Consider the following 13,679-nt stretch of genomic DNA (forward strand, 5'->3'; position numbering starts at 1 on the left):
TTTATTGCTCTCCCTCTGCTTCTTCGATCAATCTTACAGCAGCTTCAACCGAGCTTTCGCTAACATACAACTCTATCTTTCCAAACAGATAAGAAGAATCCTGTTTATTTAATACAACAGTTGGAAGACCATTCTCTTCCAGCATTTGTTTCACTATTTCGGCCTGAATAGCATTTGTATACGTCTTAATTTTCTTCCAATCGTTCTCCATGGTTTTCTTTTTGTGTTGACTGATAAAATAAGAATACAAAAATAGCAGTAAAAATGAAGCCCACAACATATATCCACCAAGACTGCATTTCGAATGCATTGATCTCTTCATAACTTTTACCGTTCCTTGTATAATAAAAAGACATCATTGTCGCTCCGGCGTTATTGACAAAATGACCAAAAATAGGCAAGAGAATATTTTTGCTCCATACGTACAGATAGCCAAAAAATGCCCCCAGCAACATTCGCGGTATAAATCCAAAAAACTGCAGATGTATGGCACTAAAGACGATAGCGACAACCCAAATAACAACATGGGAATTCGAAAACCACCTTCCCACGATATTTTGAAGGACACCTCGAAATAAAAGTTCTTCGCCTATGGCTGGTATCAAGGCCAGAACCACCAGATTAAAAAGAAATCCCACAAAACTTGTTTCTATGATAATTCCCTTGATCAGATCCCCTGATTCTTGCTCGCTGCGCTCCATCCAAACCTGTACGGATCTCATATTATCTGGCAACTGTAATGATTCGTTCCAATGTCCGATTAGACTCATCAGCGGCATAAAAGCAAGCATGGCAAAAAAGATATAGGCAAACTGCTTTGCCTGTGGCGCGTATTCTTGTTTAAAATAAGTGATTCCGTACCCCTCACGTGTATGCATTAGACAGGCCGGCACCACAAAGGATCCCAAACTACTCATCAACAACAAAAAGCGCATTTCATTTGCGGAACCATGCATGAGGGTAGCCAATGAAAATACCTGTCCTGTAAATTTGTAATAGAAAAAGAGCATAAGGATACCGATGACCTGTGAGAGAAAGGTAAATCCGATGACCAATAGGACCAGACGCAATAATGATTGAAATGGGGAAGTAGTTTGCTCGGGATACATAAAATTTAAAATATGTTTTAAAGATAACAATAAAAGCATGCCACTTTATAAATTTCGCTGCAATTCAATAAGACATCCCTGACCGGATCAGTAGAAAAAACGGTATTATGAAAAGCTCAGGATCAATTGGAAACACTAAAAAATAAGTGTCAAAATCTAGTAAATAGCGCTGAGATAATGCATAAAAAGGTTCCGAAATAATTTCCGGAACCTTTTTATGCGTTATCGATATTGATCTATTAATTTACCCGTATCGGATCTGCTGGTTTTTGTAGATTTTTGTAAGGATAGGTTTTCATCTCTTCCAATAAAATCTTCACCGTTCTTTCCAATTGTGGATCACGTCCTTCTAACAGATCCTTCGGCAATTGTTCCACAAATATATCTGGAGCGACACCCTCATTTTCTATAATCCAGTTACCTTTCAGGTCGTATACCCCAAAGTTTGGCGAGGTAATGCGTCCGCCATCCAACAACGGCGGATATCCACTGATACCGACCAAAATACCCATTGTTGTACGACCGACCAGCTTACCTAGCCCCTTGAAGCGGAACATATAAGGCATCATATCACCTCCCGAACCCGCATTTTCATTTATGATCATTGCCTTTGGCCCATAAATACCATTGCCTGGAGTCGTAAATCCTTTACCATCACGGATCCCCCAGCCGGAAATTAATTCACGCGAGAGTAAGTCAATGACATAATCAGCTACCCAGCCACCACCATTGTTTCTTTCGTCCATCAGAAGGGCCTTTTTATCCATCTGGGAGAAATAATAGCGATTGAAGTAGGTATACCCCTCAGGACCTGTATTTGGCATGTATACATAAGCAATTTGTCCATTGCTTAACTGATCTACTTTCCTGCGGTTACGCTCCACCCATTCCATGCTGCGCAAACTCATTTCGTCGGCAAAGGAAATCGGTTTTATAACGACTTCGCGGGCACCAACAAGCGATGGTTTGGAATTAATTTTTAACGCCACTTGTTTACCTACAGTATTATCAAATAAACTATAGATATCCTTGTCTTCTGTTAATTCAATACCGTTTACAGCGACTATGTAGTCACCTTCTTTGATATTCAATCCAGGCTCTGCCAACGGTGCCTTAAAAGACGGGTTCCATTCCAACCGTGTAAATAACTTTGCGATCTGGTAATATCCATTTTTAATCGTATAGTCGGCCCCTAATACGCCCACTGATACAGATGGACTAGCAGGCTGATCACCTGGATAAATATAATTGTGTCCAACAACCATCTCACCCATCATTTCGTTCAATAAATAACCTAAATCAGAACGGTGATTGACAAAAGGAAGAAACTTTTCATATTTGGTTTTCATGGCTTTCCAATCTGCTCCATGCATATTCTCAACATAAAAATAGTCTTTCTGCATGGCCCAAACTTCGTTGAAGATCTGTTTCCATTCTGCGGCAGGATCGACCAATTGTTGGATGCCATCCAATTTTATGACGCCAGCAGTCGGAGACGCTACTTTCTGCCCAGCTGTCACAATATTATAACCATTCCCTGTCTGATATAACATTTTTTTGCCATCGGCACTGATTACAAAACTACGGGCATTTTCAACCAATGTCTTATTTTCCAGATCTTTGAAATCATAGGCTCCGATGGTACCTCCGCGCTGGTAAGTCAACTGGTTTGGAACCAGTCCATTCAGACTCCAATAGGTACCTACTGGCAAAGGTAAAGCTACAATACGATTTTCGATACGGTCAAAATCTACCTGAATGGATTTGTCTTCAGGTCTATTCGCTGGAGTTTCCTCCTTTTTATCCTTTTTCGGTGCTTTTTTATCGTTTTCTTTTACACGTGCATTTTTGCTGCTCTCTTTTTCCGCTGGTTTATCGGTTTTATCCTCACGAATCTGCTCTTCATCACTTTCGTTCTTAAAGAAAGAAGGAGTTTTACTCGACAGGATGAAAGCGTATACAGCATAGTCAACATTACGTTGTGTAGCTGACATGTGCAGACCAGAATTGGTCAGTCCTGTATTCGTACTCGCCGTAAAGAAAAGATATTTACCATCCTGTGAGAAAGCAGTGCTACGAACAGAACTCATACCATCAGTAATCTGTTGCGTTTTCTTTGTATCGAGATTGTACATAAAAACAGCCGGTACACCGTTTTCTAATGTGCGTGTAAATGAAATCCATTTTGAATCTGGAGACCAGCTTGATTGAAAATGATTCGAAACCCTGCCGGTTTGGCCACTCAGTTTATCGTCCGCAACCTTTACAATAGCCTTAGATGCGATATCAATGTAGTACAGATTGAGATGAGCGTCGTTATAGAATAGCTTCTTTGAATCTGGAGACCAGGTAGGTTCAAAATAAAAATTGGTCTCACCTAGATTGAAATATAGTGGCTGATCCTTTCCAAACTGATCCACTAAAACTAATTGGTATGAACCATTCTTATCCGAAATATAAGAAACCCATTTTCCATTGGGGGACCAGTCCGGAAAACGTTCGTGTGACCCAGGAGAATTTGATAAATTGCGTGCTTCACCTTTCTCCTTGGGTACGGTGAAGATCTCGCCGCGAGACTCAAATAGCGCACGTTGACCCGTGGGAGATAGGGTAGCGTAACGAATGTCGTCTTTTATATTTTTATAGAAAGGACGCTTAAACATCGCATCTGTGTTTACACTAATGTGTAGGGCAGTTACCTTATTATTGTTAGTTAAGTTTAATGTATTCAATACACCTGCATATTCAAAAATCAATTCATTGCCGTTTCCATTTAGCGAACGTACATCGTAATCTTTGAAATCAGTTAGCTTTTCAACTTTCTTGGACTTGGTATCGTAACTGAAGATGTTTACTATTTTATCCCGATCTGACAGGAAATAAACCTTATTACCTAACCAAAGGGGCTTAACATCGTTGCTTTTTACCTGGGGAATTGCTTCTATTTCCTTAGTCTTTGTATCAAAAATCCAAATGGTAGGTGTACCACCACCTCTATAGCGCTTGAAAGCTACGCGATCCCGCTCCGTCGGATCCGTATTTTTGATATAAGCCCAATAACGGCCATCAGCGGAAGGGCTACCTTGTGTCGCTTCGGGCATCAGTAAAGCTTTGTCCATCCCTAATCGCTGAATAGTAGAACTGTATAATCGCGGGCTTAGTGCATAGGTGAAGTCACGCGATGTTGTATAATAAACTTCATCATTATTCAACCAGCCACGTAATACGTCCGAAGAAGGATGATAAGTGATACGTTGAGGCTCTCCACCTTCTATAGGAAGAACGTATACATCTGTATTACCATCATAATTTCCCGTAAAAGCAACTTTCTTCCCGTCAGGAGAAAACATTGGATTTTGTTCGACACCGGGATTCGTCGTGAGGCGTCTTGGGTTTGCACCATTCTTGTCTGCTATCCAGATATCTCCGCCATACACAAAAGCAATATTACTTGCGCTGATACTTGGGTTTCGAAGCAATAAAGTTTCCTGCGCTTTGACCTGTAGAAATGAAGTTCCGATCAAAAATGCCGCAATCAACTTAAAATGAGTTTTATTCATAAATGTTCAAAGGTTAAAATTAATATGCAAACTATGATTTTGTTCAGTACATTACTCCGCATATCAACTTCATAAAAATATAAAGGTTAAAACTTACCATACAAAGCTACTATTTTGTTTAGTAAATCACTTCGTATATCAACAAAGTTGCATGAAAAAATATAACGTAAAAAAAGCCCTGCTTTTTGGGCAGGGCTTTATCCTTTTATTGACGATTAAAAACCGTGTTCCTGTTCGATTTCCAATACGATACCTTCGTCCACTAAAACACGACCACAATGTTCGCAGATAATGATTTTTTTACGTTGACGAATCTCAGATTGCATCTGAGCCGGGATCTTATTGTGACATCCTGAACAGCTATCACGATCAATCGAAACGACTGCTAAACCATTCTTGAAGGAATTACGTAAGCGGTAGTAAACTTTTACCAAACGTTCTTCGATATTGGCTTCCGCTTCAGCAGCTTTAGCCAATAAAGCATCTTCTTCCTTTTGAGTTTCAGAAGTAATTGTCTCCAATTCTTTCTTTTTACCCTCTAGTTCGCTTTTGCTGTATTCCAGGTTACCTACCGTGGTATCGTAGTTTTCTGTTTTGTTACGAATCTCGAATTCTGCTTCTTTGATTCTCTTTTCACAAACCTGAATCTCAAGACCTTGGATTTCAATTTCTTTCGAAATAGCGTCGTATTCACGATTATTTTTTACCTCATTTAACTGCGACTCATACTTTTTGATGGCAGCCTGGGCATCCTTAATCATGTTTTTACGCTTAACGATTGAATCTTCTAAATCGTCTAAGTCTGTTCTGATCTTCTCAATACGAGTTTCTAAACCCGCAATCTCATCTTCAAGATCTGCAACCTCCATAGGTAATTCACCACGAACCTGGCGAATTTTGTCTATTTTAGTATGTATGGCTTGCAAAAGCCATAGTGCTTTCAATTTTTGTTCTACGGTTTGTTCCATCAACTGTAGTATTTTATAGGATTTGTATCTATTTCTGTTGTCAAGGTTGCAAAGTTAGGAAATTTTTTCGTAATAATGTCGTACAATAATTCCTGCGTAAATTGTTCGCTCTCAAAATGTCCCGTATCTGCAATAACAATTTCACTCTCCGCATCAAAAAATTCATGGTATTTATAATCAGCTGTTACAAAAAAATCAGCTCCTGATCGCTTTGCTGCACTCAATAGGAAACCGCCTGCACCGCCGCAAACAGCGACTCTACTAACCTTTTTTCCGAGAAGCGCTGTATGACGGATAACATTTAAGTTAAGATTCTTCTTCAGGTAAGCCAAAAACTCCAACTCATCCATGGGTTCTGATAAATTACCGATCATTCCGGCGCCAATTTCTATCGCAGTATTCTGTAAATCGAAAAGATCGTAAGCAACCTCCTCATAGGGACGTGCTTCATAAAGCGCCAAAAGGAGTTTTCGTTCAATTGAACGTGTATAGATCACTTCAATCCGCGTTTCTTCAACACGTTCTTGCGTTCCTACTTCGCCTATACTAGGTTCGGATCCCGCCAAAGGTCTAAAACTTCCGTAACCAGCAGTATTAAAACTACATTGGTCGTAGTGCTTACCGATCTGGCCCGCTCCGGCATCAAACAACGCTGTCCTGACTTCTTCTACATGGCTCCTAGGCACAAATACAACCATCTTGCGCAGTACATTAGGCTTGGATTCTAATATCGCCTGATTAACCAATCCCAGCTTATCCGCTATTTTTGAATTGACCCCACCGACAACATTATCCAGATTGGTATGTATTGCATACAGGGCAATTTTGTTTTCTATAGCTTTTATGACAGTACGCTCAACATAATTCTTTCCGTTGATTTTTTTTAATCCTTTGAAAACAATGGGATGATGTGAAACAATCAAATTGCATCCTTTTTCGATCGCTTCCTGTACAACTTCCTCCGTACAATCCAACGAAATTAATACTTTGGTAATCTCTTGATCTGCATTGCCGACAATAAGTCCGGCATTATCGTAAGATTCCTGCAAATCCAATGGAGCCAGCTGCTCCAGGTATTGAATAACTGCTTTAATTTTCATCGTTTATAATGACCTCCTTTTCTCGAAATTTATCATGTTCTTCCAAAATTCTACGATTTGCATTGATATTAAACCAATAGTTAGCCAATGTGACAAAGTGCATGATAACAAGCACACCTGAAATGGAAATCGGCAGGGGAATATTTGTAGCCAAATAGATCCAGGAATATAGCGATCCTTTCCGAAAGGTTGGATTCTCCTCAACAGCAATCTTACGATCATAGAATTCATTGATGAGCGAATCTCTTAAGCGGGAAGCAACCTGAAAATTCCAGTAAATATTGACTAATGGAATGGCAACCAACCAAGATTGATTGGGTGTCATCAATCTATTTTCCACAGCTATCAGGCTTAATGTTCTGCGAATTGTATTCGCAAACAACAACCAAATAATAATGCGTATAAGGATCAGACCTAAGGCTGTATACAGTACTTCGGGTTTACTTAATTCTTTTACTAATTCTTCTTGCGTCATTTTGGATATCTTACTCTTATTTATTTTTCCTGTAATAACAAATCTACTAATTCTTTCAGCTTTTTTATTTGCGGGTTGTGATCACTAATCAATTCAACCGTTTTAAAATGACGTTGCTTTGCTTTCGCATAAAATGGGTAAAAGTCATCTTTGTCCATTGCCTTATCATCCTGGTAGGTCAAGATGTAAGTAGCCGGAATTTTCTCTCTTTCCGGATTTCTTAAATTGATTCTATCAGTCATCGTCTTCAAAGGGTGGGGGACATCCCGCGGAAACTTACTCTCATCCTTCACCCAAAATGGAATAATATAACCATTTTTGTCAAGTTTTAAAAGGCTATTGCTACTATCTGGTTTAACCATTAAGCTCATCACAGATTCCTGATTATCAGGGAAGATGGCATCTAAATAAACCAACTTTTTAATTCGATCTGGAAGACTATCTGCTACACCTGTTATTATCATTCCACCGTAACTATGGCCGACTAAAACGATATCTCGAAGATCTTCAAATAAGATCGTATTGATCACATCGTTAATGTGAGTCTGCAAACAAATGGTAGTATCCGCTAAATGATAACGTTCTCCAAGGCCGGTTAGTGTGGGTCGATAGGTTTTATGCCCTTCTTTCTCTAATTCATTTGCTGTATTTTTAAATTGCCAAGCACCACCCCAAGCGCCATGTACAATGACATAAGTAGCTTGCTGTGAATAAACACATTTTAAGCTAATAACTAACGAAAAAAACAAGATAAAACAACCTAATTTACTAAAATTCATTCTATTATATTTAGATTATATTTAAACCATACTTCTAACATTATTTCTAAAACTACTCAACAAATTACTATGTTCCAATAAGCATATCCTATTTCGCTGTTGAAAATAATATATGTAAGTACTTACTCATAAATTAATAGCCCGCTCCTTTGTTTTTAAACACGTATATTATATTAAAATTACCACGCAGACCAAAGCAGGGTAGGGAGAACCCAATAGAACGAATCAGACATACAATAAAAATATGGTTGGTTTTTTATGGTAATCCACTTTTTGTTTTTTCCATTCAGCAATAGTAAGACTCTTTATAGATTCATCAGCAGAAGTCACATTGCAAGCTACACAGAGCTGGGTATTCGGTTTACATGTTTTCAGAAGATCTTCCAGAAGATGGTTGTTCCGAAAAGGTGTTTCAATAAAAATCTGGGTTTGCTTCTCACGTATAGCTTGCAGCTCAAGATCTTTGATCTTCTTCGTACGCTCATTTTTATCAATAGGTAAATAACCTTGAAAAGCAAACTTCTGTCCACTAAACCCCGAAGCCATAAGTGCCAATAAGATTGAGCTGGGACCAACCAATGGCACCACTTTAATCCCGAGCTGATGCGCACGGGCAACAACGGAAGCGCCTGGATCCGCTACTCCTGGACAACCGGCCTCCGACATCAACCCTACATTTTTACCTTGCTTCAGGCCCTCAAAAAAATCGTTAATATTTCCTTTGTCCCGTGCATGTTTCCCATAATCATGTATTTTCAATTCACTTTGGGGTATTTTTAAGCCTGCCAGCTTTAGAAACTTTCTTGCAGTCTTTTCATTTTCCACGATATATTCGTCCAATGTATTGATTGTTTCAACCAAATAGGGAGTAAAAGACTGGAATGCAGCATCATCGCTCAAAGGAACGGGAATTAAATATAATATACCATTTGCCATATACAAACCTACTAATTAACGACCATTTGCTTACAGTAATTTTAAACTTAGCATAAGCAAATCGTTAAAATTGATTAAATTTGCAAATTTTAAACTCATTATTAGTATTTTAGCATAAGTATTTGTTGCAACAATAAACATCATCCAAATGATCACACAAATTACAGAAGGCGTAAAAATCTCGGTTGAAACCATCTATCAATCGGAGTATTCCAATCCCGACCGTGAACATTTTATGTTTGCTTATCACATTAGCATAGAAAATTTGAGCGATTACACCGTACAACTGATCAGTCGTTACTGGAAAATTTTCGATGCAAAAGGCGACTATAGGGAGGTATCAGGCGAAGGAGTTGTGGGGGAGCAGCCTGTAATTGAACCTGGTCAGATACATCAATACACTTCGGGATGTAATCTCAACAGCGAATTTGGTTTTATGGAAGGACATTACAACATGATCCGTTCTTTGGATAACAGTGATTTTCAGGTTGAAATACCACGTTTCAATCTGATTGCGGATTATGCATTGAATTAAGTTTATCAAGGTAATATCATTATTGCCAATTTATCACACAACGACGCTTTTTTCGCATCGAATAAGAAACTATTTCTTTATTTTTGCGTGCATTCTAAATCAACTTGTTACTGAGACTGTGCTGCGCAGCGGCAATTTACCCGTTATGCGCCTGTTAACATAGTATAGAAAGCCACCCAACAGATTTAATTAGTCAGCAATCAAAATAGATTATTGATTCACTATATAAATAATTGAAAATCAAAAAAAATATATACAACTATTTGATTTTCAAAACATTAAAAAACCATCAAGGGTAATGGATTCTTGAAGGGAATTTTATTGTATTAAAATGACTAAAATTAATTTTTGGGTGATATAACGTGAGTATTTTAGCTACAGAACAAGTAAGCCATTCCTTCCACGATAGGTGGCTTTTTAGAGATTTACACTTCGGACTCCAAAAAGGAGAACGGGTGGCTTTGGTCGGAATAAATGGTACAGGCAAATCAACATTGCTTTCTATTTTAGCAGACCGTACATTGCCAACATCAGGAAAAGTTGTCAAAGAAAAAGGTATAAAAATAGGGTTTCTCGAACAAGATCCTGATTTCACAGGATTAAAATCAATCAATGATTTTATATATAGTGCTGACAACGACCAGCAGCGTTTAATCAGGGAATATGAAGAACTTCTTGAGAGCAGTGATATCGATCAGAAAAAATTAGAAGACCTTACTGAAAAAATAAGTTCATTGAATGCCTGGGAATATGAGCATAATATAAAGACGATTTTAAATCGCCTAAACATTATGGATTTTCAACAGGATATAAAAAGTCTCTCTGGAGGGCAACGCAAAAGACTCGCGTTAGCCAAGCTTTTGATAGATGAACCGGACGTATATATCCTCGATGAACCAACCAACCACCTGGATATAGAGACCATTGAATGGTTAGAGAAGCTGCTTACCACCGGAAATAAAACGGTACTATTGGTCACACACGACCGTTATTTTCTCGATAATATCTGTACAGAAATCCGGGAGCTGGATAGAGGCAATTTATATATTTATAAAGGTAACTATTCTTATTTTTTAGAGAAGAAGTCGGATCGCGAAACGATAGATGCAGTCATGGTCGAAAAGAGCAGAAATCTACTTCGTAAAGAATTGGAATGGATGCGGCGCCAGCCTCAGGCTCGGGGTACTAAATCAAAATCCCGTATCGAAGCATTTTATGATCTGGAAGAAAAGTCAAAATCAATAAAGGGAAACGACGCTGTTCAACTTAGTGTAAAAGTAAGTAGGCAAGGATCTAAAATTCTCGAATTGGAACATGTATCTAAACATTATGGACCAAAAGAAATCGTTACGGATTTTTCTTACACATTCAAAAAAGGAGACCGAATAGGCCTAGCGGGAAAAAATGGTACGGGCAAATCAACCTTTCTAAATCTTATCACAAAAGAAGAAACGCAAGATGCTGGAACCATAGCAGTAGGAGAGACCACCGTATATGGATACTATAAACAAGGGGGGCTCGAAGTAAACGAAAATGATCGCGTACTTGATGTTGTAAAAAATATTGCGGACTATATTGAGATGGCAAACGGAGAAGTAATTACAGCATCTCAATTACTCACGCACTTTTTATTTCCTCCGGAGAAGCAATTTGGCTTTGTCAATAAACTTAGCGGCGGGGAGCGAAAACGCCTCCAACTGATGCGGGTATTAATGAAGAATCCAAATTTTCTTATACTGGATGAGCCTTCTAATGACTTAGACATCGATACCCTAAATGTACTCGAGGAGTTTCTAGATAACTATAGAGGCGTACTGATATTAGTATCCCACGACAGGTATCTATTGGATAAGTTGACAGACCAACTTTTCATATTTGATGGGACAGGCAAGATCCGTATCTATAATGGAAACTATGCTGACTTCAAAATAGAACAAGACGAACTTCAAAAATTAGAAAAGGAAAAGCAAAAAAAGAATATTCAGGAAACAGCGAAACCTCAGCTAAAAGAAGAAAAGAAAAAGCTTTCTTACAAGGAGCAGCTTGAATATAACAAACTCGAAACTGAAATAGAAAATCTCGAAATACAATTAAAAGCAAAGAGTAAAGAATTAAATCAATTAACAGATCATATCAAACTTTTAGTAGTAGCAGAAGAGATAAAAGCTTTGCAAGAACAAATAGACAAAAAATCTGAGCGATGGTTACACCTTGCCGATTTAATGTAAATTTTTCATTTGCGTTTCACGTGGAACGTAAATAAAAGAGTAAATTTGTAAACAAATAAAACACCGCGTTTCACGTGGAACAAGAACAGAAAAATGTTTAAAAAATATAATGTAATTGTAGTAGGTGCAGGACATGCCGGATGTGAAGCAGCAGCAGCAGCAGCTAATCTAGGTTCTTCCACTTTGCTTATTACAATGAATATGGGTGTGATAGCTCAAATGAGTTGCAACCCTGCTATAGGTGGTGTAGCCAAAGGACAAATCGTAAGAGAGATAGATGCTATGGGTGGATATACCGGGATCATCTCAGATAAATCAACGATTCAATTTCGCATGCTTAATCTTTCAAAGGGTCCAGCGATGTGGAGTCCACGCACACAAAATGACCGTATGCGATTTGCGGAAGAGTGGAGATTACAATTAGAGTCTTTACCTAACCTGGATATGTGGCAAGACACCGTAAAAGAGGTAATCGTCAAAAACGGAAGAGCATGCGGAGTAATCACTTCTATGGGAATAGAAATTGAATCGGATGCCGTAGTCCTAACAAATGGAACATTCTTAAACGGCGTAATCCATATCGGTGATAAAAAATTCGGAGGCGGTAGGACGGGGGAGAAGGCCGCTACAGGATTAACCGAACAGCTCGTTTCACTGGGCTTCGAATCAGGTAGAATGAAAACCGGTACTCCACCGAGAATCGATGGCCGCAGTCTTAACTATGCGCTCATGGAAGAACAGTGGGGCGATGAGAAGAAGGGACGTTTCTCCTATACAGATGTAGCAATGCCGACTGAACAACGCTGTTGCTGGATTACATATACCAACGACAAGGTGCATGAAATGCTCCGCACTGGCTTTGAAAAATCACCCATGTTTACCGGACGGATCAAAGGATTAGGCCCACGTTATTGTCCTTCAATAGAAGACAAAATCAACCGCTTTGCGGAGCGTGAACGGCACCAGATTTTTGTGGAACCGGAAGGATTCAAAACAGTAGAAATTTATGTAAATGGTTTCTCAACTTCACTTCCTGAAGATGTACAGCTAAAAGCGCTGCAACTCATTCCGGGTTTTGAAAATGCAAAGATGTACCGTCCGGGATATGCAATAGAATATGACTACTTTCCACCGATGCAACTTGACCTAACATTGGAAACTCAATTGGTGAAACATCTTTTCTTCGCCGGGCAAATCAATGGAACCACAGGGTATGAAGAAGCAGCAGCGCAAGGGTTCCTTGCAGGTATAAACGCACATCAACGCGTCAATGACGATAAAGAACTTATTCTAAAAAGATCCGAGTCCTATATCGGTGTACTGGTAGATGACCTTGTCACCAAGGGAACCGAAGAACCGTACCGTATGTTCACCTCAAGAGCGGAACACCGTTTATTATTACGTCAGGATAATGCCGATATCCGCCTTACACCATTAGCCTACAAATTAGGATTAGTTGGGGAGGAAAGACTAAAGAAAGTGCAGGATAAAATAGAAAACTCGAATAACATCATTGAATACCTCAAGCAGAATTCCACAGATCTCGAGAAGATGAATACTGTAATGGCGGAAGTGGGTTCAACTGCACTTCCACAAAAAACACGGTTAAGTAACGTACTTGCCCGACCGCAAGTTAATATACACGACATCGTCAAAGGGGACGAAGGCTTTGCTCAATACGTTTCCCAATTTGACAAGGAAACCATAGAGCAGGCGGAAATTAATCTCAAATACGAAAGCTACTTCGAAAAGGAAATCGAAATCGTCAATCGAATGAAGAAGATGGAAGATAGAGAAATTAATCCTGACTTCGATTACAGTTTGTTAACTTCACTGTCCATAGAAGCCAGACAGAAATTAGCGAAGGTAAAGCCCAGAACATTAGGCCAGGCTTCTCGAATTTCGGGCGTATCACCATCAGATATCAGCGTTCTAATGGTGCATATGAGTTAATTAATTGATTACCAGGTTTTTATAAATAAAAATAAA

Annotated in this window: 11 protein-coding genes; 3 read left to right on the forward strand and 8 right to left on the reverse strand. The window is 38.9% G+C overall.

From position 1 onward, the window contains the following. Nucleotide 1: 1 nt before the first annotated feature. The 8 genes from HPC41_RS03075 to HPC41_RS03110 form a co-directional block, all read right to left on the reverse strand. On the reverse strand, nucleotides 2-211 hold the full coding sequence (locus HPC41_RS03075) for a putative signal transducing protein (RefSeq protein WP_172392518.1): 210 nt from the start codon (nucleotides 209-211) through the stop codon (nucleotides 2-4). Then, nucleotides 186-1,109, reverse strand: a complete 924-nt coding sequence (locus HPC41_RS03080; protein ID WP_172392519.1) for a CPBP family intramembrane glutamic endopeptidase — start codon at nucleotides 1,107-1,109, stop codon at nucleotides 186-188. Before HPC41_RS03080 ends, HPC41_RS03075 begins: the two co-directional genes overlap by 26 nt. Nucleotides 1,110-1,348: 239 nt before the next feature. Continuing rightward, the gene (locus tag HPC41_RS03085; RefSeq protein WP_172392520.1) at nucleotides 1,349-4,669 is read right to left on the reverse strand and encodes a S41 family peptidase; all 3,321 of its coding nucleotides are present in this window, start codon (nucleotides 4,667-4,669) and stop codon (nucleotides 1,349-1,351) included. Between the two features lie 215 nt (nucleotides 4,670-4,884). Next, the gene (locus tag HPC41_RS03090) at nucleotides 4,885-5,637 is read right to left on the reverse strand and encodes a zinc ribbon domain-containing protein (RefSeq protein WP_172392521.1); all 753 of its coding nucleotides are present in this window, start codon (nucleotides 5,635-5,637) and stop codon (nucleotides 4,885-4,887) included. Further along, the gene (locus tag HPC41_RS03095; RefSeq protein ID WP_172392522.1) at nucleotides 5,637-6,737 is read right to left on the reverse strand and encodes a Nif3-like dinuclear metal center hexameric protein; all 1,101 of its coding nucleotides are present in this window, start codon (nucleotides 6,735-6,737) and stop codon (nucleotides 5,637-5,639) included. Before HPC41_RS03095 ends, HPC41_RS03090 begins: the two co-directional genes overlap by 1 nt. Further along, a complete protein-coding gene (locus HPC41_RS03100) occupies nucleotides 6,727-7,212 on the reverse strand; it encodes a hypothetical protein (protein ID WP_172392523.1) in 486 nt (161 codons plus the stop codon). Before HPC41_RS03100 ends, HPC41_RS03095 begins: the two co-directional genes overlap by 11 nt. Before the next feature lie 20 nt (nucleotides 7,213-7,232). After that, on the reverse strand, nucleotides 7,233-7,991 hold the full coding sequence (locus tag HPC41_RS03105; RefSeq protein WP_172392524.1) for an alpha/beta hydrolase: 759 nt from the start codon (nucleotides 7,989-7,991) through the stop codon (nucleotides 7,233-7,235). 225 nt (nucleotides 7,992-8,216) lie between these two features. After that, nucleotides 8,217-8,927 (reverse strand): SAM-dependent methyltransferase, encoded by a 711-nt coding sequence (locus HPC41_RS03110; RefSeq protein WP_172392525.1) that lies wholly within the window; start codon nucleotides 8,925-8,927, stop codon nucleotides 8,217-8,219. A gap of 148 nt (nucleotides 8,928-9,075) precedes the next feature. Between HPC41_RS03110 and apaG the strand changes: the two genes are divergently transcribed. From apaG to mnmG, 3 genes are all read left to right on the forward strand, one after another. After that, the gene (apaG, locus tag HPC41_RS03115; RefSeq protein WP_172392526.1) at nucleotides 9,076-9,462 is read left to right on the forward strand and encodes a Co2+/Mg2+ efflux protein ApaG; all 387 of its coding nucleotides are present in this window, start codon (nucleotides 9,076-9,078) and stop codon (nucleotides 9,460-9,462) included. A gap of 362 nt (nucleotides 9,463-9,824) precedes the next feature. Beyond that, a complete protein-coding gene (locus HPC41_RS03120) occupies nucleotides 9,825-11,690 on the forward strand; it encodes an ABC-F family ATP-binding cassette domain-containing protein (protein ID WP_172392527.1) in 1,866 nt (621 codons plus the stop codon). Between the two features lie 93 nt (nucleotides 11,691-11,783). Next, nucleotides 11,784-13,643 (forward strand): tRNA uridine-5-carboxymethylaminomethyl(34) synthesis enzyme MnmG, encoded by a 1,860-nt coding sequence (gene mnmG, locus HPC41_RS03125; RefSeq protein WP_172392528.1) that lies wholly within the window; start codon nucleotides 11,784-11,786, stop codon nucleotides 13,641-13,643. Nucleotides 13,644-13,679: the final 36 nt, after the last annotated feature.

The organism is Sphingobacterium prati (assembly GCF_013167215.1).
GTDB lineage: Bacteria > Bacteroidota > Bacteroidia > Sphingobacteriales > Sphingobacteriaceae > Sphingobacterium > Sphingobacterium prati.

Excerpts from the sequence above, each read along its gene's own strand:
- apaG (WP_172392526.1), top strand. The coding sequence starts at position 9,076 with ATGATCACACAAATTACAGAAGGCGTAAAAATCTCGGTTGAAACCATC.
- HPC41_RS03080 (WP_172392519.1), bottom strand. The coding sequence starts at position 1,109 with ATGTATCCCGAGCAAACTACTTCCCCATTTCAATCATTATTGCGTCTG.
- HPC41_RS03075 (WP_172392518.1), bottom strand. The coding sequence starts at position 211 with ATGGAGAACGATTGGAAGAAAATTAAGACGTATACAAATGCTATTCAG.
- mnmG (WP_172392528.1), top strand. The coding sequence starts at position 11,784 with ATGTTTAAAAAATATAATGTAATTGTAGTAGGTGCAGGACATGCCGGA.
- HPC41_RS03105 (WP_172392524.1), bottom strand. The coding sequence starts at position 7,991 with ATGAATTTTAGTAAATTAGGTTGTTTTATCTTGTTTTTTTCGTTAGTT.
- HPC41_RS03095 (WP_172392522.1), bottom strand. The coding sequence starts at position 6,737 with ATGAAAATTAAAGCAGTTATTCAATACCTGGAGCAGCTGGCTCCATTG.
- HPC41_RS03090 (WP_172392521.1), bottom strand. The coding sequence starts at position 5,637 with ATGGAACAAACCGTAGAACAAAAATTGAAAGCACTATGGCTTTTGCAA.
- HPC41_RS03110 (WP_172392525.1), bottom strand. The coding sequence starts at position 8,927 with ATGGCAAATGGTATATTATATTTAATTCCCGTTCCTTTGAGCGATGAT.
- HPC41_RS03100 (WP_172392523.1), bottom strand. The coding sequence starts at position 7,212 with ATGACGCAAGAAGAATTAGTAAAAGAATTAAGTAAACCCGAAGTACTG.
- HPC41_RS03085 (WP_172392520.1), bottom strand. The coding sequence starts at position 4,669 with ATGAATAAAACTCATTTTAAGTTGATTGCGGCATTTTTGATCGGAACT.